Genomic DNA, 20,242 nt, shown 5'->3' with positions numbered 1-20,242 from the left:
GTAGAAAGCGATCTCGGCAATTGAAACTGTGCGAACCGACCCTCTCTAAGCTAACCTGCGCGAACGTTTTAAGAGGTCGGTCATGCACATTCATATTCTGGGTATCTGCGGCACGTTCATGGGGTCGCTGGCGGTTCTCGCCAAGGATCTGGGCCACAAAGTCACCGGCTCCGATGCCAACGTCTACCCGCCGATGAGCACACAACTCGAAGCGCAGGGCATAGAGTTGATGCAGGGGTATGACCCTTCGCATCTCGAACCGGCACCCGATCTGGTGGTGGTCGGCAATGCCATGTCGCGGGGCAACCCGGCGGTGGAATACGTTCTGAACAAGGGCCTGCCTTACGTCTCCGGCCCACAATGGCTGGCCGATCACGTACTGCGCGGTCGCTGGGTGCTGGCAGTGGCCGGAACCCACGGCAAGACCACCACCAGCAGCATGCTGGCCTGGGTGCTGGAACACGCAGGCATGGCGCCGGGCTTTCTGATCGGTGGTGTGCCGCAGAACTTCGCGGTGTCGGCACGTCTGGGCGACACGCCTTTCTTCGTGGTCGAAGCCGATGAATACGACAGCGCCTTCTTCGACAAACGCTCGAAGTTCGTTCACTACGGCCCGCGTACCGCCATTCTCAACAACCTTGAGTTCGATCACGCTGATATCTTCCCGGATCTGCCCGCCATCGAGCGGCAGTTCCACCATTTGGTACGAACGATCCCGAGCGAAGGTCTGGTCATTCATCCGACCACCGAGCCTGCGCTGGAGCGTGTGATCAAGATGGGTTGCTGGACCCCGGTGCAAACCACCGGAGAAGGTGGTCAATGGCAGGCGAAACTGCTGAGCGAAGATGGCTCTAAATTCGAGGTTCTGTTCGAGGGCGTGGCGCAAGGCGTCGTCGACTGGGGCATGACCGGCCAACACAACGTCGCCAATGCGCTGGCCACGCTGGCGGCAGCGCGCCATGTGGGCGTCGTTCCGCAACAGGGCGTTGAAGCGCTGAGTGCATTCAAGAGCGTCAAGCGCCGAATGGAGAAAGTCGCCGAGGTGCGGGGCATCACCCTTTACGACGACTTCGCCCACCATCCGACCGCCATCGCGACCACGCTGGACGGCCTGCGCAAAAAAGTCGGCGACGCATCGATCATCGCCATCATCGAGCCGCGCTCCAATTCCATGAAGCTCGGCGCTCACCGCGACGGCTTGCCGGAAAGCGTCGATCAGGCCGATCAGGTGGTCTGGTACGCCCCGGCGAATCTGGGGTGGGATCTGGCGGCGACGGCGGCGTTGTGCACGACGCCTTCAGTGGTCTGCGATTCGCTGGAGGCCATCATTGAGCACGTCAAAGGCCTGGCCCAGCCTGGCACCCACGTGGTGATCATGAGCAACGGCGGGTTCGGTGGTCTGCATGGCAAACTGGCCGAGGCGCTGAAATGAGCGGTCCGGAACGCATCACCCTGGCGATGACCGGCGCGTCCGGCGCGCAATACGGTCTGCGCCTGCTGGATTGTCTGGTGCGTGAAGACCGCGAGGTGCATTTCCTGATCTCCAAGGCCGCGCAGTTGGTGATGGCGACGGAAACCGACGTCACCTTGCCACCCAAGCCGCAGATGATGCAGGCGTTTCTGACTGAGTACACCGGCGCCGCCGATGGGCAGATTCGGGTTTATGGCAAGGAGGACTGGATGTCCCCTGTGGCGTCTGGTTCGGGTTCGCCTGCGGCGATGGTGGTGGTGCCGTGTTCGACCGGTACGCTGTCGGCGATTGCGACCGGCGCCTGCAACAACCTGATCGAGCGTGCGGCCGACGTAACCCTGAAGGAGCGTCGTCAGTTGATTCTGGTGCCCCGTGAAGCGCCGTTTTCCAGCATTCATCTGGAGAACATGCTCAAACTTTCGAATCTGGGCGCGGTGATTCTTCCGGCGGCCCCGGGTTTTTATCACCAGCCGCAGACCATCGACGACTTGGTAGATTTCGTCGTGGCGCGCATTCTCAACGTGCTGAACATCCCTCAAGACATGCTCCCGCGTTGGGGCGAGCATCATTACGGCGCCGATGAATAAGAAGCTGTTTGTCCTCACCCTCGGTCTTTTGTTGGCGACCGGTTGCTCGACCGTGCGTACCCTCGATGCCAATCAGCCGGGTGCGCCCGTGATCTATTCAGGTACGCGTCTGGATCTGTATGCGATTCGGGGCGGGTGCTGCGAGAAAGACCGCTTTGGCGCCGAGGCACCGAAATATCCGCTGCTGGATCTGCCGGGCAGTGCGCTGCTGGATACGGTGCTGTTACCGCTTTCGGTGCTGACCGCGCTGGGCGTGGGGTATCAGGCGACGGGTGGGATGTAGACAGCGTCGAACTCGAATCTTGGATGGGGCACATTTTTGTGGGAGCCGGCTTGCTGGCGAATGAGGTGTTTCGGTGTCAGGTATAGCGCCTGACACTCCGCATTCGCCAGCAAGCCGGCTCCCACAGGTTGTGGTGATCCGCAGACCTCGGATTACTTCCCCAACCGTCGCAACTCATCCGACTCCACAATCCGCACTCCGTCCTGTTCCTCCAGCGCCAGGCGCCACAGCGCACGGGCCAGTTGGCAGGCTTCGATGCCGCCATATTTGCCAGGAATCAGCTTGGCAAGCGGCGCCGCCAGTTGTTCGACCAGGCGCTGATCCTGCCGCTCACCAATCAACAGTGACGGACGGGCGATGGTGAGCTGTGGCCAGTTCTGGTCCTTGAGTGCCCGTTCCATCTCGCCCTTGACGCGGCTGTAGAAAATGCTGGATTGCGGATCAGCATTGACCGCGCTGACCACCAGAAGATGCCGTGCCCCCATTTCACGAGCGCGTTTGCCGAAGGCCACAACCATGTCCATGTCGACAGCCCGGAAGGCATCCTGCGAGCCTGCCTGTTTGATCGTGCTGCCCAGGCAGCAGAACGCGATATCCACACGCCCGCCCAGCTTCGCCAGCAGCGAGGTGAAATCACCGACGGGGTTTTCCAGATGAGGGTGATCCGCCAGCGGGCGACGGCTGGGAGCCAGTACGCGGCTGACAGTGGGCTCATTGAGCAGACGGTCGAGCAGATGCTCTCCAGTCAAGCCCGTCGCCCCGGCAAGCAGGATGTGTTGCGGCGTCAAGTACATGGTCTTTCTCCCTTGAAACGACACAAGCTACGACACAAGCATAGGCGCTCTAACGCTACAGACCCTCCGGTGAAGAGGCGGGTTTCACAAATCGTTGCAAATCTTCATCCGGGGCATGACGCAATCAACGTTTGACCGTATTCAACGCGCGCTCTGCCTGGCTTTTACGCAGCTTTTGCCAGTGCGCAATGACGCCTTTCGGGGCCCAGATCTGCGGTTCCGAAGCCTCGAAGCTTTCTTCGATCTCACGTTGCGCCACGATGGCCTTCGCATCATTGAAGGCTTGTTGCAAGTCGTCGGTCTCCACCAGCGCCTTGCCGAACAGTGCCTCGCCGAAATACGTGAAATCCGCTTCTTCCGAGCAGCCAAACGACACCCGGTCTTCCCGCGATGCGGTGATGACCATGGTTTTTTCGTCTTTGATCGCGGGAATGAAACCGCCCGAATAGCAGGCTGAAATCACCACGATCTTGTCGCGATTTTTCAGCGGGGCCAATACCGCAGCCATCTCATCGGCAGGCAGATCCGACAGTTCCAGACGAGGCTGATCAAGGACCAGTTCGTGGTCATGGGTGCCGTGGCTGGTGAGGTAGATGAAAATCAAGTCTTCGGGACCGCTGCGTTGGGCGAGGGTCTGTACGGCGCGGCTGATGTTCTCCCGGGTCGCCAGCGGTCGGTCGGTCATGTGATCGCGATGGTTGACCAGCGTGATCTGGCCTAGCGCGCCGAAGCGGGTCGCCAGCAGTTTGTTGACGTAGTCAGCCTCGCGCAGAAACACGCTCTGTTTGCCATCACCGCCCACTACCAGACTGTACAGCTCGGTAGCTGGGGTCGAAGCCGGGACTGCCGCGAGGGCTTTTTCCAGCAAGGGACCTTGAGCGAGCAAGCCGACTTCCAGAGGGTCGGGCAGCAGTTTGCCCATTGCATCGCGCACGCGCTGGCCGTTGGACCAAGTGCCGCTTTGCACGCTGCCGTCGGCTGACGTCAGCACGCCTGCGCCCTGATAGCTGTCGTTGTCGAACTGGCCGACGTAAACGCTGCCGTCCGGCAGCTTCAGACGGCCTTCGCCTGCGAAGCGCCAGTTGCGGAACTGGCCCTGATAAATGGTGCCATCCGAGCCGATCAACTCGCCTTTGCCCGTGAAGGCGCCCTCCTTGAACTGGCCGGACCAGACATCGCCGTCAGCGTTTTCATAACGCCCGCGTCCGCTCAGTTGATTGTCGTGAAACCCGCCGACGTACTGATCGCCATCGGCGCTGTTGAAATTGCCGGTGCCCTGCAACTGGCCATCGACGAACTTGCCGCTGAACTGATTGCCCGCCGCATCGCTGCGTTGACCCTCGCCGTTGGGCTTGCCGTGAGCAAATTGGCCCTGATACTCGCTGCCGTCTTCCAGCTCCAGATGGCCAAGGCCGTCGTAGAGGTCGGCCTTGAACTCGCCGCGATAGCTCATGCCGTGCTCTTTGAGCGTGCCTTCACCGTCGCGTCGCCCCAGTTTGTAGCCGCCCACGTAAGTTCCGGCGCTGGTGGTCAGGGTGCCCTGACCATGAAACAGGCCGTCCTGGAAGCCGCCTTTATAGACGTCGCCATTGCTGGCGTGCCACTCGCCCTGGCCATTCCATTGACCGTTCCTGAACTCACCGGCATACCAGCTGCCATTGGGGTAGTCGATACGACCCTTGCCTTGCAGCACGCCGTTGACCACGTCGCCACGGTAGCGGCCGCCGTCAGGCAGGCGTGCGTCAGGCGGCAATAGCGATTCGCCGTCACCGCACGCGGTAATCAGAAGGGTCAGGGCCAGAGGGGCAAGCGCGCGCATGGTAAATCCCGAGAATGAGGTATTTCGGCGTGCTCGGATCGCGTTTTTGTATCGCTTCGCTCACACAACCGCAGCGAGTATGCCGCAGCCGGGAAGCGTCATGAAACAGTCAGTTACGACTGTTTCATGTTCTATCGGATTTACACGAAGCAAAGGGACAGTGGTTCAGCGATGAACGCAGGCTTGTCCTGACCCTCGATTTCAAGCGTTGCAGTGGCTTTGAGCAGCCATTGGCCCGGCTTCTTTTCGGTGACTTCGGCGAGGCTGACTTTTAGACGAACGCGCGAGTCGACTTTCACTGGCTGGATAAAGCGCACGCTGTCCAGGCCATAGTTGACCGCCATTTTCATGCCTTCAGGCATCACCAGCAGCGACTCCATCAGTTTCGGAATCAATGACAACGACAGGAAACCGTGAGCGATGGTCGAGCCAAAGGGCGTTTTCGCGGCCCTGACCGGGTCGACGTGAATGAACTGAAAATCGCCAGTGGCTTCGGCAAACAGATTGATACGTGCCTGATCGATCAGCAACCAGTCGGAACTTCCCAGTTCCTTGCCTTCGTAGCGCTTGAGTTCTGCAACAGGTACATAGGGCATCGATACTCTCCTTGTGGATCGGTGTTGTTTTTCAGTCATGCGCCACGGTCGGCGCTTTTATTGCTTCACTCAATTCCTGAGGGCGGCGCCGCTCCTACAGCGTGGGGCGTGCCTGGATTTGAAGATCAGCACGCCACCGATGGTTGGTCAAGAACCCCAAGGCGCGCGAATACCGAACCATAGCTGGGTAAGCCGCGTGCTTATAATGTCGCCGCGAATTGGCTGGAGTTGTCTATGTTGCTTAAAGGCCTGACATGGCTGGTGCTGTTCCAGTTGGTGGGGACGGCGTTGAATCATTTGTTCCTGTCGATATTGCCGGGGCCGATTATCGGCTTGGTCTTGTTGATGATTTACCTGATGGTGCGGGGTGAAGTCAGCGAGCCCATCAGTCTGGCCGCCAGCAGTCTGCTGCGCTACCTGCCGTTGCTCCTGGTGCCGCCTGCGGTGGGCGTCATGGTGTATGCCGGGCAGATTGCCGACGATTTCTGGGCCATTGTAGGGTCCTTGGTGTTGTCGTTAATGATCTCGCTCACATTTGCGGGCTGGCTGATGCAAAAACTCATCGATCGTCAGGCCAATCGCCGGGAGCCATCATGAGTCTGGACTGGCAGGGCGCGTGGCTTTCGGTGATCCACCACCCGTTGTTTGGCATCGCCGTCACATTGGGCGCCTATCAATTGGTGCTCGCAGGGTATGAAAAAACTCGCTGGGTCTTCCTGCAGCCGGTGCTGGTGTCGATGCTGGTGGTGATCGGTGTGTTGGTACTTTGCGGACTGGATTATGCCGAGTACCGCAAGAGCACCGAGATCCTCAGCATTCTGCTAGGCCCGGCAACGGTAGCGCTGGCAGTGCCGCTTTATCTGAATCTGCGCCGAATCCGGCAGTTGTTCTGGCCTGTGTTGACTACGCTGGTGATTGGCGGCGTGTTAGCGACGGCGTTGTGCGTCGCGCTGGGCTGGGGCCTGGGCGCCAATCACATGATCCTGATGACCATGGCGCCGAAGTCCGTGACCTCGCCGATTGCCATGCTGGTCGCTGAACAGATCGGTGGCGTAGCGGCGCTCGCAGCGGTGTTTGTGTTGATCACAGGCGTGATCGGCGGCATATTCGGCCCCGGCTTGCTGACGCTGTCGCGCGTCCACAGCCCTGAAGCCAGAGGCATGGCGCTGGGGCTGACCGCGCATGCGGTGGGTACGTCCGCAGCTTTGCAGGAAGGTGAAGAATGCGGCGCCTTTGCGGCGTTGGCCATGAGTCTGATGGGTGTCGCCACGGCGTTGTTTCTACCGCTGGCGGTCTCGCTGGTTGCTTGACGATGGGTGCTTGAGGATAGGTTTATGTCGCTGCCTTTGTTTCCGCTGAACGCTGTGCTGTTCCCGGGGTGCGTGCTCGATCTGCAAATTTTCGAGGCGCGCTATCTGGACATGATTGGCCGCTGCATGAAACAGGGCGAAGGCTTCGGCGTGGTGTGTATCACCGAAGGCAGCGAAGTGGGCGGTGTCCCCGAAGGCTTCTCGCAGATCGGTTGCGAAGCCTTGATGACCGACTTTCAGCAGCAGGACAACGGCTTGTTGGGTATTCGCGTGACAGGAGGGCGGCGTTTTCGCGTGATCAGCGCCCAAGTGCAGAAGGACAACCTGCTTGTTGCTGACGTGGAATGGCTGGAAGACCCGCAGGAACGTCCGCTGCAGGAAGAGGACGAGGATCTGGTTGCCTTGCTGGCGGCGCTGGCGGAGCACCCGATGGTGGCGGCCCTGAACATGGGGCTGACGGCAGAGGGGCAGCAATCCCTGTCCAACCAGTTGGCGTACCTGCTGCCGTTCACGGAAGAAGACAAGATCGAACTGCTGGAAATCGACGACGCCGAGGAGCGGCTCGACGCCATTCAGGACCTGCTCGATGAAATGCAGGGGGATATGCAGGCGTAGCTGTTTTCCACATCCCCCTGTAGCCGTCCGGCTTGTCGGCGGTAGCGATCTGACGGGTCCCGCCGCCGGCAAGTCGGACTGCTACAGGGGAGTTGCGTGCATCAATACTCGTAACGCACCAGCCCGTGCGTCAGCGAATGCACCGCAAACCCGATCAACACCGCGACCATTGCCGGTATCAGCCAATACCACACTCGCATCGGCAACGCGGGCAGCGACTGTTTGTTCTGCACGAATGCCAGGCTCGCCGAGCAGGTGAAGAACGCCAGCAACATCCCTGCCAGCACGTCAGTTGGCCAATGCACCCCCAGATACACCCGTGACACGCAGATCGATGCAGCGGGAATCGCACCCAACAGCAGCCACGTCAGACGCAATCGCACCGGTTGTCCACGTCCTGCCAGCACCGCCAGCGTCATGAACAACGCGAACGACGCCGACGCATGGCCGCTCGGCATGCTGTAGGTGGCCAAGGGTTCAGCCAGCACTTCAGGGCGGGCGCGGGCGAAGGTGTGTTTCATGGTCTGGTTGAGGATCGCAGCGCCCAGCGTGGTCGAGCAGGCGAAGATCGCATGTCGCCACTGGCGGGCAGCGACCAACACCATCAGCAACACAGCCGCGGCGCAGAATTGAGTTTTGAAGTCACCCAGCCCGGTGACCAGTACCACGAAGTTCTGGGCGGTTTCGCTGCGATGCTCTTGAACCAGCGTCATCACGCCCTGATCCAGATGCGCCAGATACGGCCAGCCCAGAAACACGGCAATCAGCAGGGTCAGACTGGCGCATGCGATCAGCTTCGTGGCATAGGGCTTGCGGCGCACGCTGGTCTGAATCGCAATCCCCAGCAAAATGGCCAGTCCCGCGCCAACAACGGCGGCCTGTGGCCAGAAGCCCTCTGGCAACGGCAGGCGAATGGCGGCCCCGGTCGCCCAGCCCGGCAGAATGTACGCCACCGACCAGCCGGCTGCTGCCACCACGCTGACGACCGCGAAGCGCACGAACGGCATGTCGAACATCCCGGCCACCATGGGCAGCATCGGGCGCAGTGGGCCGATGAACCGGCCCACCAACAGGCTGGCGATGCCGTAGCGCTGGAAATAGGTCTCGGCTCCGGCGATCCATTCCGGATGATGGCGCAGCCCCGGCAGGCGGCGAATGTTCTGGTGGAAGCGTCTGCCCAGAAAGTAGGACACGAAATCGCCCAGCAGCCCGCCGAGCAACCCCAGCAACAGCGCTTCGCTCAGCGGCAGGATTCCGCTGCCGGCCAGCGCCGCAATGGCGAAAAGCGCGACAGTGCCGGGGACGATGATCCCGGCAATGGCCATGCATTCAAGAAATGAAACCAGAAAAACGGCGGCGCCCAGCCAGGACGGGTTGGCGCTCAGCCAAGAGGTGATGCTGTCGAGCCATGAGCCCATGGGTCAGTTTCCTTGCTCGATGATGAAGTAGTCGCGGCCTTCGACTTGGCCGCGCCGTAGAGGGTTCCGTGTGCAAAAGCGCGCATATTCAAGGTCTACGAAGCGGTACATCAATTGTTCGTCTCGTCCGAAGGGGATGCCCAGGCGTGTGGTCTGGATGATGTGCGTGGGTGTCTGGCCTACGTCTTCGACAAAAATCTGTTCGTGATCGAAACGCTTGGCGTCCCACATCGGAACTTTCAGCCCCAGTGCCTTGCATAACAGGGTCTGGCCCGCGCACAAGCGTTCGGGCGAGCGCAGGTTGCCACTGGCGTCGGGGTTGTTCAGTTGCATCTGCGCCAAACTGTTCTCGTCCGAGAACGCGTCGACCCAGGGATAAGCCGATTTGATCAGCACCGCATTGCCAGGACCTTCAGCGCTGAAATTCAACGAATCGCCTCCACGGGCGTAGTACATATAGATGTGGCCGCCATCCAGAAACAAAGCCTTACGCTTTTCTGTATAGCCGAGTGACGCGTGGCTGCCTTTTTCCTTCAGGTAATAGGCTTCTGTCTCTATGATGCGCGCCGACAGCCACAGTGGGCCGACCTTGTGACGCACCACTTTGCCCAGCAGATCGCGGGCGAGGGTCTGGGCGTCGCGGTTGAAGAAGCTGTCTGGCAGGGCGCGTTGAGGGGTGTCGGGCATGGGGCGGCTACGTGATGGCGTGGATGGCGATGATAGCAATGCGGGGCTTAATTGGCGCTGAATGGCAGCCGTTTGCCAACGACTCCGTTATGACGGTTCGGCTTTCTGGCCGACGCCGGTTCCCACAAGGATCGTGAGTGCCAGGATTACGCTTTCACCCAACAAATCCGGCTTATATCGACCATCCGCCTGTCGCCGCTGTCGTTCGTCACGCCCGACAGCTATAATCGGCCGCTTTCCTCTCTGCCAAGACCTCTGAGACCATGACTGAGTCCGTTCTTGACTACATGACCCGCCTGGGTCGCGCCGCCCGCGAAGCTTCGCGCGTGATCGGTCGCGCCAGCACCGCGCAGAAAAACCGCGCCCTGACGGCCACTGCCGCCGCGCTGGATGCTGCCCGTGATGAGCTGACTGCCGCCAACGAACAGGATCTGGCCAAAGGCCGCGCCAATGGTCTTGAACCCGCTCTGCTTGAGCGTCTGGCCCTGACCCCGGCGCGGATCGACAGCATGATCGCCGGTCTGCGTCAGGTCGCCAGCTTGCCAGACCCTATCGGCACTATTCGCGACATGAATTTCCAGCCGTCCGGCATTCAGGTCGGCAAGATGCGCGTGCCCCTGGGTGTGATCGGGATCATCTATGAGTCGCGTCCGAACGTGACCATCGACGCCGCCAGTCTGTGTCTGAAGTCCGGTAACGCCACCATTCTGCGCGGCGGTTCCGAGGCCATCAATTCCAACCGTGCTATCGCCGCTTGCGTTCAACGCGGTCTGGCCGAGGCCGGTCTGCCTGCTGCCGTGGTGCAAGTGGTCGAGACCACTGATCGCGAAGCCGTCGGCGCGCTGATCACCATGCCGGAATACGTGGACGTGATCGTTCCTCGTGGCGGCAAGGGCTTGATCGAGCGCATCAGCCGCGATGCCAAAGTGCCGGTCATCAAGCATCTGGATGGCATCTGCCACATCTACGTCAGCGCCCACGCCGATCTGGCCGCCGCGCAAAAGATCAGCTTCAACGCCAAGACCTATCGCTACGGCATCTGTGGTGCCATGGAAACGCTGCTCGTGGATCAGGCGATTGCCGCGGACTTCCTGCCGCCGATGGCCGCGCAGTTCCGCGAAAAGGGCGTCGAGTTGCGCGGTTGCGAACGCACCCGCGAGCTCATCGAAGCGATTCCGGCGACCGAAGAAGACTGGCACACCGAATACCTGGCAGCGATCCTGTCGATTCGTGTGGTCACCGGTCTGGATCAGGCCATTGAGCATATCAACCACTATGGCTCGCATCACAGTGACGCGATCATTTCCGATTCCCAGGCGCAGACTCGCCGTTTCATGGCGGAAGTCGACTCCAGTTCGGTGATGATCAACGCGCCAACCTGCTTCGCCGATGGCTTTGAATACGGCCTGGGTGCCGAAATCGGCATTTCCACCGACAAGATTCACGCCCGTGGACCGGTCGGCCTGGAAGGCCTGACCTGTGAGAAGTACATCGTGGTCGGTGATGGTCGTCAGTTGCGCGGACAAGGACCTGTCTGAGTTGACTGCCAATCGGCAACAACCAGGTCACGATGCGAAGCCTGACGAAAAAAACGCCACTCGCAGGCCGAAACGCATCGGCATGCTGGGCGGGACGTTCGATCCGGTGCACATCGGCCATTTGCGCGGCGCCCTGGAAGTCGCCGCGTTGCTTGAACTCGATGAGTTGCGTCTGACGCCCAGCGCCAGACCGCCTCATCGCGATACGCCCAGCGTATCGGCGCAGGATCGTCTGGCGATGGTCCGCAGCGCCGTACAGGGCGTGTCGCCATTAACGGTGGATGACCGCGAACTGTTGCGGGACAAGCCGTCGTACACCATCGACACGCTGGAATCGATGCGCGCTGAACTGGCCGTCGATGACCAGCTATTTTTGTTGCTGGGATGGGACGCCTTTTGCGGGCTGCCGACCTGGCATCGATGGGAAGAGTTGCTGGAGCACTGCCATATCGTGGTGCTGCAACGCCCGGACGCCGACAGCGAGTCGCCGGACGCCATGCGTAACCTGCTGGCGGCACGCGCGGTCAGCGATCCGAAAGCCCTCAAAGGGCCTGGCGGACACATTACATTCGTCTGGCAGACGCCGCTTTCGGTGTCTGCCACCCAGATCCGCCAACTGCTGGCCAGCGGTGAGTCGGTACGTTTTCTGGTGCCAGACGCGGTACTGGCCTACATCGAGGCACACGGGCTGTACCGTGCGCCCAATTGAACTGAATGAGTTTTATATGACACAGCAAAAAAACATCGTTACCGGCGAAGAGCTGGTTGAACTGGCCAAGGCTGCTTTGGAAGACGTCAAGGCGCAGGATATCCAGGTCATCGACGTTCGCGACAAGCACAGCCTGACCGACTACATGGTGATCGCCACCGGTACATCGAACCGTCAGATCAACGCCATGCTCGACAAGGTTCGTGAGAACGTTAAAGCCAAGGGCGCGCAGCCACTGGGCGAAGAAGGCAAGGGCGAGAGCGACTGGGTGCTGCTGGACTTGGGCGACGTGATCGTGCACATGATGACCGCCGCCGCACGCCAGTTCTATGACTTGGAGCGTCTGTGGATGGGTGCCGAGCAGAGCCGCGCGGCCAGCGGTGCGCACCACACCCCGGGCAACGAATAAGGGCTCGTCGTGCGTCTGCGTCTGATTGCCGTCGGTTCACGCATGCCCAAATGGGTGGAAGAAGGTTGGCACGAATATGCCAAGCGTCTCCCATCCGAATTGGCCCTTGAACTGGTCGAGATTCCGCTCAACACCCGAGGCAAGAACGCCGACGTGGCGCGCCTGATCCGTCAGGAAGGCGAGGCGATGCTGGCCAAAGTGCAGCCGGGTGAGCGAATCGTCACCCTCGAGGTCCATGGCAAGCCGTGGAGCACCGAGCAACTGGCCGTGGAGCTCGATCGCTGGCGCCTGGATTCGCGCACCGTGAACCTGATGGTGGGTGGCCCGGAAGGGCTCGCGCCTGAGGTGTGTGCCCGTGCCGAGCAGCGTTGGTCATTGTCGCCGCTGACGTTGCCGCACCCTCTGGTGCGCATCCTCATCGGCGAACAGATTTATCGTGCCTGGACGGTATTGTCCGGTCACCCTTATCACAAGTAGCGCCGCTGCCTTCACTGTGAACTCGCCCTAAATGTCTCAGCCGATTCGCCTGAAAGATCACGAAAAGGACGCACGTCTAGTGCGCAACCGGGTCGTGGTCGGTGCCGTGATCGTGATCGTGCTGATCTGCGTGCTGGTGGCGCGCCTGTACTTCCTGCAAGTCATTCAATATGACTACCACTCGACCCTGTCGGAAAACAATCGGGTGCACGTGCAGCCGATTCCGCCCAGCCGAGGGCTGATTTACGACCGCAACGGCGTGGTCATCGCGGACAACCGGCCCAGCTTCAACCTGAGCATGACCCGCGAGCGTTCGGGCGGTGACTGGCCGAAAGTGCTCGATACCATCATCGAAGTGCTGGAATTGACCCCGGATGACCGGATCATCTTCGAAAAGCGCATGAAGCAGGGGCGTCGCCCGTTTGAACCAGTGCCGATCCTGTTTGAGCTGACCGAAGAGCAAATCGCCCGGATCGCGGTCAATCAGTTCCGGCTGCCAGGCGTCGAAGTGGTCGCGCAGTTGATTCGCCACTACCCGCAGGGCGCGCATTTTGCGCACTCGGTCGGCTACATGGGCCGAATCAACGAGAAAGAGCTGAAAAGCCTGGATCCGGTGAACTACAGCGGCACTCATCACATGGGTAAAACCGGCATCGAGCGCTTTTACGAGCCGGAGCTGCACGGCCAGGTTGGCTATGAAGAGGTCGAAACCAATGCCCGAGGCCGGGTGTTGCGTGTCTTGAAGCGGACCGATCCGGTCCCGGGCAAGGACATCGTCCTGAGCCTGGACATCCAGTTGCAGGAAGCCGCCGAAACCGCGCTGGCCGGGCGTCGTGGTGCCGTTGTGGCGCTGGACCCGAGCACGGGTGAAGTGCTGGCGATGGTCAGCCAGCCAAGCTTCGACCCGAACCTGTTTGTCACCGGTATCAGTTTCAAGGCGTATTCCGAACTGCGCGATTCGGTTGACCGGCCGCTGTTCAACCGCATTCTGCGTGGCCTGTACCCGCCGGGTTCGACCATCAAGCCTGCGGTGGCCATCGCAGGACTCGACACCGGTGTTGTGACGGCCAGTACCCGGGTGTTCGACCCCGGTTACTACATGCTGCCGAACTACGACCACAAATACCGCAACTGGAACCGCACAGGTGATGGCTGGGTCGATCTGGACACCGCCATCATGCGTTCCAACGACACCTATTTTTACGATCTCGCTCACAAGGTCGGCATCGATCGCCTGTCCGCTTACCTGAACAAGTTCGGCATCGGGCAGAAGGTTTCGCTGGACATGTTCGAAGAGTCGCCCGGCCTGATGCCGTCCCGTGACTGGAAGCGTATTACCCGTCGTCAGGCCTGGTTCCCTGGCGAAACGTTGATTCTGGGTATCGGTCAGGGCTACATGCAGGCCACGCCGCTGCAACTGGCGCAGGCCACGGCGTTGGTCGCGAACAAGGGCAAGTGGAACCGTCCGCACTTGGCAAAGACCATCGAAGGTCAGAAGCCTGTGGATAACAATCCGATGCCGGATATCGTCCTGCGCGACCCCTCCGACTGGGCCAAGGTCAACCACGGCATGCAACAGGTCATGCACGGTGCTCGTGGTACGGCACGCAAGGCGTCCGTTGGCGCGCAATACCGCATTGCTGGCAAGAGTGGTACGGCGCAGGTCGTTGCCATTCGCCAAGGTGAAAAATACGACCGCTCGAAAGTCCAGGAACGCCATCGCGACCACGCTCTGTTCGTGGGTTTTGCGCCTGCCGACAATCCGAAAATCGTCGTGGCGGTGATGATCGAAAACGGTGAGTCGGGCTCCGGTATTGCGGCGCCTGTTGTCCGTCAGGTCATGGATGCCTGGTTGCTCGGCCCGGATGGCCGTTTGAAACCCGAATACGCTGCCAACACACTGCCTCCGGAGACCGCGGCCCGTGAAGAGTAATTTCGACCGCATCCTCTCCAGCGAAGATGTGATGCGCCGTCGCGCGACGTTTCTGCAGAAGATTCACGTCGACGGCCCACTGCTGATCCTGCTGCTGACCTTGGCAGCGGGCAGCTTGTTCGTGCTGTATTCCGCCAGCGGCAAGAGCTGGGACCTGCTGATCAAGCAAAGCACCTCATTCGGCATCGGCCTGGTGTCGATGTTCGTCATTGCCCAGTTGGAACCGCGCTTCATGGCCCGCTGGGTGCCCGTGGCCTATGTCTTCGGTGTCTTGCTGTTGGTGGCGGTGGACGTCATGGGCCACAACGCGATGGGTGCGACACGCTGGATCAACATTCCGGGGGTCATTCGCTTCCAGCCGTCGGAATTCATGAAGATCATCATGCCCGCCACCATCGCCTGGTATCTGTCCAAGCGCACCCTGCCACCGCATTTGAAGCACGTGGCCGTGAGCCTGGGTTTGATCGGCTTGCCGTTCATTTTGATCGTCCGCCAGCCCGATCTGGGCACCTCGCTGCTGATTCTGGCGTCCGGAACGTTCGTGCTGTTCATGGCCGGCCTGCGCTGGCGCTGGATCATTGGGGTGATCGCGGCGGCGGTGCCAGTGGCGATCGCGATGTGGTTCTTCTTCATGCACGACTACCAGAAACAGCGGATTCTGACGTTCCTCGACCCCGAAAGTGACCCACTGGGCACCGGCTGGAACATCATTCAATCCAAGGCGGCCATCGGTTCGGGCGGTGTCTTTGGCAAAGGCTGGCTGCTAGGCACGCAATCGCACCTGGACTTCCTGCCGGAAAGCCACACTGACTTCATCATCGCGGTGCTGGGTGAAGAGTTCGGTCTGGTGGGTATTTGTGCACTGCTGCTGATTTATCTGGCGCTGATCGGTCGCGGGCTGGTCATCACGGCTCAGGCGCAGACCCTTTACGGCAAGTTGCTCGCAGGCAGCCTGACCATGACGTTTTTTGTATACGTTTTCGTCAACATCGGTATGGTCAGCGGTCTGCTGCCGGTGGTGGGGGTGCCGTTGCCCTTCATTAGTTATGGCGGAACTTCGCTCGTGACGCTGCTGTCAGCGTTTGGGGTTTTGATGTCGGTCCACACCCACCGCAAGTGGATCGCGCAGGTTTGATTAAGGTGAAGAACTCAATGCAAGTAGTGCGTGGCTGGGCTGCTCGATGTGTGCCGCTGGTCGGTCTGATGGGCATCCTCGGCTCAGTGCAGGAGTCGCTTGCCGGTGACTATGAAGGCTCTCCTCAGGTCGCACAGTTCGTCAGTGACATGACCCGGGACTATGGGTTCGCGGGCGAGCAATTGATCGAGGTTTTTCGTAACGTCGAACGCAAACAGTCGATTCTCGACGCCATTTCCAAGCCTGCCGAGCGGGTGAAGCCGTGGAAGGATTATCGCCTGATGTTCCTCACCGATGCGCGTGTGGCGCGGGGTGTAGATTTCTGGCGGCAGCACGAAGCGGCCCTTGCACGGGCCGAGCAGGAATACGGCGTGCCCGCGCAGGTGATCGTCGCGATTATTGGTGTTGAAACGTTTTTTGGGCGCAATACCGGAAATTACCGGGTAATCGATGCGTTATCGACGCTGAGTTTCGACTATCCACCTCGCGCCGAATTCTTCCGCAAAGAGCTTCGCGAGTTTTTGCTGCTGGCCCGCGAAGAGCAGGTCGACCCTCTGACCCTCAAAGGGTCCTATGCTGGCGCGATGGGATTACCACAGTTCATGCCCAGCAGTTTCCGCAATTACGCGGTGGATTTTGACGGCGATGGCCACATCAACATCTGGAACGATCCGGATGATGCCATCGGCAGTGTCGCCAGTTATTTCAAGCGCCACGGTTGGGTTGCGGGCGAACCGGTGGTCAGTCGTGCCAGCGTGCGCGGCGACCGGGTTGATGAGGGATTGAGTCCCGGAATCGAGCCAGTGAAGACCGTTGGGGAGTTGCGAGCCTTGGGGTGGGCGAGTCATGATGCGCTGCGCGATGATTTGCCAGTGACGGCGTTTCGCCTGGAAGGCGACGTTGGCCCTGAATACTGGATGGGTTTGAAGAATTTTTACGCAATCACGCGTTACAACCGCAGCGTGATGTACGCCATGGCCGTGCATCAGCTGTCTGAACTGCTTGTTCAAGCTCGGGGCGTCAAGTAATGCGGTCATTGCCGATCCAAAAACCCTTTCAGTTGATGGCCTTCGCGGCGCTCACATTGCTGGTTGTCAGTTGTTCCACCAGTCGACCGACACAGCAGGGCAATATCATCCGCTCACAGCCGGGGTTGGACATCAACCGTGCGCACAAAGACGGCGCGCCTTGGTGGGATGTCGATGTGTCGCGTATCCCGGATGCCGTTCCTACCCTGCACACCGGCCCCTACAAAGCCAACCCCTATACCGTTCTGGGCAAAACCTATTTCCCGCTCACAGACTCGGCCAGCTATGTGCAGACCGGTACGGCGTCCTGGTACGGCACCAAGTTCCATGGCCAGAACACCGCCAACGGCGAAGTCTATGACTTGTACGGCATGAGCGCGGCACACAAGACACTCCCGCTGCCCAGCTATGTTCGCGTGACCAATCTGGACAACAACCGCACGGTGATCCTGCGGGTCAACGACCGTGGGCCGTTCTATTCGGACCGTATCATCGACTTGTCCTACGCAGCGGCCAAAAAGCTCGGTTACGCCGAAATCGGTACGGCACGGGTGAAGGTCGAAGGAATCGACCCGGCGCAATACTGGGCGCAACGTGGCAAACCGGCGCCGTTGATGCTGGATCAACCGCAAGTGGCACTCAGCGGCCCTGCTGCCAAACCACAACCTGCGGCGCCAGTGATCACCGCCTCGGCAGGCACCATCGAGCAGTGGACACCGCCACCGCAACAGCACGCCGCTCCGGCATCGCCGATACCGATCGACGCAAAAAAAAACGCTTCCGGACAAGCGTCTGGGCTGTTTCTCCAGGTGGGAGCCTTCGCCAATCCGGACGCTGCGGAACTCCTGAGATCGAAACTGAGCGGGATGGTACGAGCGCCGGTGTTCGTGAGTTCGATCGCGCGCAACCAGCAGACGCTCTATCGAGTGCGGCTGGGACCAGTCGACACGCCGGGTGAGGCCCAGCAACTGCAGAACAGCGTTCGCTCGGCCAACCTGGGGTCGCCAAGCGTCGTGACCTCGGACCAGTAAAAAGAAATCTGTGATCCGAACCTTGGTCACAAGGTCGGATCGAAGCTTTCTGGCAGACGACTCGCCGTCAGAGCGAGCGATGTCAGCAGCTTTTCACGGGACCATCTACGGCGCCACCTGTAGAATGTCGCCCCGTCCGCCAGGGGAGCCTGGCATTACCGCTTTGCCCGCGAGGGCATGTTTGCCCATTAGCATTTTCGAGAGACGGATGAACATCACCACCTTTGCAAAACGCCTTTGCCTATTAATCCCGCTTTTCACCGCGCCTGCCGTGTTTGCGGCAGAGCAGATGACGCCATCGGCACCGCAACTGGCTGCCAAGGCGTATGTGCTGATGGATGCCAACAGCGGTAACGTGCTGGTTGAGAATAATGGCGATCAGCGTCTGCCTCCGGCCAGTTTGACCAAGCTGATGTCCGCCTACATTGCGACACTGGAAATCCGTCGTGGCCAGATCGGCGAAAACGACCCGGTGACCATCAGCGAAAACGCGTGGCGCACGGGCGGCTCGCGGATGTTCGTCAAGGTGGGCAGCCAAGTGACGGTCAGCGATTTGCTGCACGGCATCATCATTCAGTCGGGTAACGACGCCACTGTTGCCCTGTCCGAGCACATCGCGGGCAGCGAAGATGCGTTCGCCGACATGATGAACAAGACCGCTGGTGACTTGGGCATGGTCAACAGCCACTTTATGAACCCGACCGGCCTGCCGAACCCGGACCACTTCTCGACTGCGCACGACATGGCAATCCTGGCCCGCGCGATCATCCATGAAGACCCGGCCCACTACGCGATCTACTCGCAGAAGGAGTTCTTTTGGAACGGTATCAAACAGCCGAACCGAAACCTGCTGCTGTGGCGCGACAAGACCGTTGACGGTCTGAAAACCGGCCACACCGAAGAAGCGGGCTACTGCATGGTGTCCTCGGCCGTTCGTGATGGCATGCGTCTGATCGCCGTGGTGTTTGGTACCAACAGCGAGCAGGCCCGTGCTGCCGAAACTCAGAAGCTGCTGACCTACGGTTTCCGTTTCTTCGAAACCCAGACCTTTTACCAGAAGGGCGCCGAACTGGCTCAAGCCCCAGTCTGGAAAGGCACCGAGCGTCAAGTGAGGGCCGGCCTGGCTGAAGACCTGTCCATGACCATGCCCAAAGGCGAGATCAAGAAGCTCACCGCCAGCATGACCATCAACCCGAAACTGGTTGCACCTATCGCCAAGGGCGACGTGATCGGTCAGGTTGAAGTGAAGCTGGAAGACAAGGTCGTGCGCACCGCTAATCTCATCGCGATGGACAGCGTTGAGGAAAGTGGTATCTTCCGCCGCCTGTGGGACAGCATCCGCATGTTCTTCTACAGTCTGTTCAACTGATCTTTGATGGGTTGCTGATTGACCACATATTGACTGTTGTTCCGTACGCCCCTGTCGCTGATCGTGGCAGGGGCCTGTCCGTTTTCCGGCTTACGAGGCCGTTACTGCCATGACAGATACCGAAGCTAAAGCTCCGAAAATCGAATTTCCCTGCAAGGATTACCCGATCAAAGTGATCGGCGACACCATTGTGGACATCAAGCAAAAGATCGTCGACATCGTGAAGAAACACGCCACGATCAATGACGAGCGGGTGGACGAGCGCCAGAGCAGCAACGGCAAGTACACCACTATCCAGCTGCACATCTTCGCCACTGGCCAGGATCAACTGTACGACATCAACAGCGAGCTGCGGGCCACAGGTTTCGTGCACATGGTGCTGTGATGGGCGAGCGTCTGGGCTTTCGCGATCTCGGCTTGATCGATTACGAGCCCACCTGGCAAGCCATGCAACGCTTCACCGACGGTCGCGGTCGCGACACGCCGGATGAAGTGTGGCTGGTCCAGCACCCCCCGGTTTTCACACAAGGACAGTCTGGAAAGCCCGAGCATCTACTACTTCCGGGTGATATTCCGGTGGTACAGGTCGATCGCGGTGGCCAAGTGACTTATCATGGCCCCGGCCAACTGGTAGCGTACTTGCTGCTGGATGTGCGTCGCTTGGGGTTTGGTGTGCGCGAGCTGGTGACCCGGATCGAGCACAGCCTGATCGAGCTGCTGGCCAGTTATGGCGTCACGGCAGCCGCAAAGCCTGAAGCGCCGGGGGTCTATGTGGACGAGGCGAAGATTGCCTCGCTGGGCCTTCGCATTCGCAACGGTTGCTCGTTCCATGGTCTGGCGTTGAACGTCGACATGGATCTGGCCCCGTTTAAACGGATTAATCCCTGCGGGTATGCGGGGCTGGCGATGACCCAGCTGCGCGAACAGGCAGGTCCGATTGAATTTGCCGAGGTCAGTGCCCGGCTGCGTGCGCAGCTCGTCAGACACCTCGACTACGCTGAGCAGACGACCCTAACGGGCGGAATCGATTGAT

At 60.1% G+C, this 20,242-nt stretch carries 22 protein-coding genes; 17 read left to right on the top strand and 5 right to left on the bottom strand.

The genetic code is table 11. The features are described from left to right. Positions 1–82 precede the first annotated feature (82 nt). From mpl to ACI5GA_RS13220, 3 genes are read left to right on the top strand one after another with little or no spacing between them, the layout of a single operon-like run. Positions 83–1,432 carry a UDP-N-acetylmuramate:L-alanyl-gamma-D-glutamyl-meso-diaminopimelate ligase gene (gene mpl / locus ACI5GA_RS13230; protein ID WP_404634251.1) on the top strand — a complete coding sequence of 450 codons (1,350 nt, stop codon included), beginning with the start codon at positions 83–85 and terminating at the stop codon, positions 1,430–1,432. Further along, entirely contained in the window at positions 1,429–2,058 is a 630-nt protein-coding gene (gene ubiX, locus ACI5GA_RS13225; protein WP_404634249.1) for a flavin prenyltransferase UbiX, read from the top strand. The genes mpl and ubiX overlap by 4 nt, the downstream gene beginning before the upstream one ends. After that, entirely contained in the window at positions 2,051–2,341 is a 291-nt protein-coding gene (locus ACI5GA_RS13220; RefSeq protein ID WP_404634247.1) for a YceK/YidQ family lipoprotein, read from the top strand. Before ubiX ends, ACI5GA_RS13220 begins: the two co-directional genes overlap by 8 nt. Before the next feature lie 152 nt (positions 2,342–2,493). Here the strand turns inward: ACI5GA_RS13220 and ACI5GA_RS13215 are convergent, their stop codons facing one another. The 3 genes from ACI5GA_RS13215 to ACI5GA_RS13205 form a co-directional block, all read right to left on the bottom strand. After that, positions 2,494–3,135: an oxidoreductase gene (locus ACI5GA_RS13215; RefSeq protein ID WP_404634245.1), complete on the bottom strand. Its 642-nt coding sequence runs from the start codon at positions 3,133–3,135 to the stop codon at positions 2,494–2,496. Positions 3,136–3,259: 124 nt separating this feature from the next. Beyond that, positions 3,260–4,954 carry a C13 family peptidase gene (locus ACI5GA_RS13210; protein ID WP_421422970.1) on the bottom strand — a complete coding sequence of 565 codons (1,695 nt, stop codon included), beginning with the start codon at positions 4,952–4,954 and terminating at the stop codon, positions 3,260–3,262. Positions 4,955–5,094: 140 nt separating this feature from the next. Next, positions 5,095–5,550, bottom strand: coding sequence for a MaoC family dehydratase (locus tag ACI5GA_RS13205; protein WP_421422969.1), 456 nt, complete (start codon positions 5,548–5,550; stop codon positions 5,095–5,097). 234 nt (positions 5,551–5,784) lie between these two features. On the opposite strand from ACI5GA_RS13205, the gene ACI5GA_RS13200 reads away from it, so the two are divergent. The 3 genes from ACI5GA_RS13200 to ACI5GA_RS13190 are packed head-to-tail and all read left to right on the top strand — an operon-like array spanning position 5,785 to position 7,475. Continuing rightward, positions 5,785–6,147 carry a CidA/LrgA family protein gene (locus ACI5GA_RS13200; RefSeq protein ID WP_404634239.1) on the top strand — a complete coding sequence of 121 codons (363 nt, stop codon included), beginning with the start codon at positions 5,785–5,787 and terminating at the stop codon, positions 6,145–6,147. Further along, on the top strand, positions 6,144–6,860 hold the full coding sequence (locus ACI5GA_RS13195; protein ID WP_421422968.1) for an LrgB family protein: 717 nt from the start codon (positions 6,144–6,146) through the stop codon (positions 6,858–6,860). Before ACI5GA_RS13200 ends, ACI5GA_RS13195 begins: the two co-directional genes overlap by 4 nt. A gap of 24 nt (positions 6,861–6,884) precedes the next feature. Next, the gene (locus ACI5GA_RS13190; RefSeq protein ID WP_404634235.1) at positions 6,885–7,475 is read left to right on the top strand and encodes an LON peptidase substrate-binding domain-containing protein; all 591 of its coding nucleotides are present in this window, start codon (positions 6,885–6,887) and stop codon (positions 7,473–7,475) included. Between the two features lie 101 nt (positions 7,476–7,576). On the opposite strand, the gene ACI5GA_RS13185 is transcribed toward ACI5GA_RS13190, so the two are convergent. Then, entirely contained in the window at positions 7,577–8,893 is a 1,317-nt protein-coding gene (locus ACI5GA_RS13185) for a bifunctional DedA family/phosphatase PAP2 family protein (protein ID WP_421422967.1), read from the bottom strand. A 3-nt stretch (positions 8,894–8,896) separates the two neighbouring features. Further along, the gene (locus ACI5GA_RS13180; protein ID WP_421422966.1) at positions 8,897–9,580 is read right to left on the bottom strand and encodes a DNA-3-methyladenine glycosylase; all 684 of its coding nucleotides are present in this window, start codon (positions 9,578–9,580) and stop codon (positions 8,897–8,899) included. Between the two features lie 263 nt (positions 9,581–9,843). On the opposite strand from ACI5GA_RS13180, the gene ACI5GA_RS13175 reads away from it, so the two are divergent. The 11 genes from ACI5GA_RS13175 to lipB all read left to right on the top strand — a co-directional run bounded on the left by ACI5GA_RS13175 (position 9,844) and on the right by lipB (position 20,241). Beyond that, complete coding sequence (locus ACI5GA_RS13175; protein WP_404634229.1) at positions 9,844–11,118, top strand: glutamate-5-semialdehyde dehydrogenase; 1,275 nt, start codon at positions 9,844–9,846, stop codon at positions 11,116–11,118. Further along, a complete protein-coding gene (gene nadD / locus ACI5GA_RS13170; protein ID WP_421425476.1) occupies positions 11,084–11,827 on the top strand; it encodes a nicotinate-nucleotide adenylyltransferase in 744 nt (247 codons plus the stop codon). Before ACI5GA_RS13175 ends, nadD begins: the two co-directional genes overlap by 35 nt. A gap of 16 nt (positions 11,828–11,843) precedes the next feature. Then, the gene (gene rsfS / locus ACI5GA_RS13165) at positions 11,844–12,236 is read left to right on the top strand and encodes a ribosome silencing factor (protein ID WP_108239560.1); all 393 of its coding nucleotides are present in this window, start codon (positions 11,844–11,846) and stop codon (positions 12,234–12,236) included. Positions 12,237–12,245: 9 nt separating this feature from the next. Next, positions 12,246–12,713, top strand: a complete 468-nt coding sequence (gene rlmH, locus ACI5GA_RS13160) for a 23S rRNA (pseudouridine(1915)-N(3))-methyltransferase RlmH (RefSeq protein ID WP_400597531.1) — start codon at positions 12,246–12,248, stop codon at positions 12,711–12,713. A 31-nt stretch (positions 12,714–12,744) separates the two neighbouring features. Then, positions 12,745–14,646, top strand: a complete 1,902-nt coding sequence (gene mrdA, locus ACI5GA_RS13155; protein ID WP_404634227.1) for a penicillin-binding protein 2 — start codon at positions 12,745–12,747, stop codon at positions 14,644–14,646. Positions 14,647–14,677: 31 nt separating this feature from the next. Then, positions 14,678–15,781, top strand: a complete 1,104-nt coding sequence (gene rodA / locus ACI5GA_RS13150) for a rod shape-determining protein RodA (protein WP_404634367.1) — start codon at positions 14,678–14,680, stop codon at positions 15,779–15,781. 17 nt (positions 15,782–15,798) lie between these two features. Next, positions 15,799–16,809, top strand: coding sequence for a lytic murein transglycosylase B (mltB, locus tag ACI5GA_RS13145; protein ID WP_404634225.1), 1,011 nt, complete (start codon positions 15,799–15,801; stop codon positions 16,807–16,809). Further along, the gene (locus ACI5GA_RS13140) at positions 16,809–17,840 is read left to right on the top strand and encodes a septal ring lytic transglycosylase RlpA family protein (RefSeq protein ID WP_404634223.1); all 1,032 of its coding nucleotides are present in this window, start codon (positions 16,809–16,811) and stop codon (positions 17,838–17,840) included. The genes mltB and ACI5GA_RS13140 overlap by 1 nt, the downstream gene beginning before the upstream one ends. A 208-nt stretch (positions 17,841–18,048) precedes the next feature. Further along, positions 18,049–19,209, top strand: a complete 1,161-nt coding sequence (locus tag ACI5GA_RS13135) for a serine hydrolase (RefSeq protein ID WP_421422965.1) — start codon at positions 18,049–18,051, stop codon at positions 19,207–19,209. A gap of 109 nt (positions 19,210–19,318) precedes the next feature. Next, a complete protein-coding gene (locus ACI5GA_RS13130) occupies positions 19,319–19,594 on the top strand; it encodes a DUF493 domain-containing protein (protein WP_404634219.1) in 276 nt (91 codons plus the stop codon). Next, positions 19,594–20,241: a lipoyl(octanoyl) transferase LipB gene (gene lipB / locus ACI5GA_RS13125; protein ID WP_404634217.1), complete on the top strand. Its 648-nt coding sequence runs from the start codon at positions 19,594–19,596 to the stop codon at positions 20,239–20,241. Before ACI5GA_RS13130 ends, lipB begins: the two co-directional genes overlap by 1 nt. Position 20,242: the final 1 nt, after the last annotated feature.

The organism is Pseudomonas sp. Pseu.R1 (assembly GCF_045764065.1).
Lineage (GTDB): Bacteria > Pseudomonadota > Gammaproteobacteria > Pseudomonadales > Pseudomonadaceae > Aquipseudomonas.
This window is presented reverse-complemented; position numbering and strand designations above follow the sequence as displayed.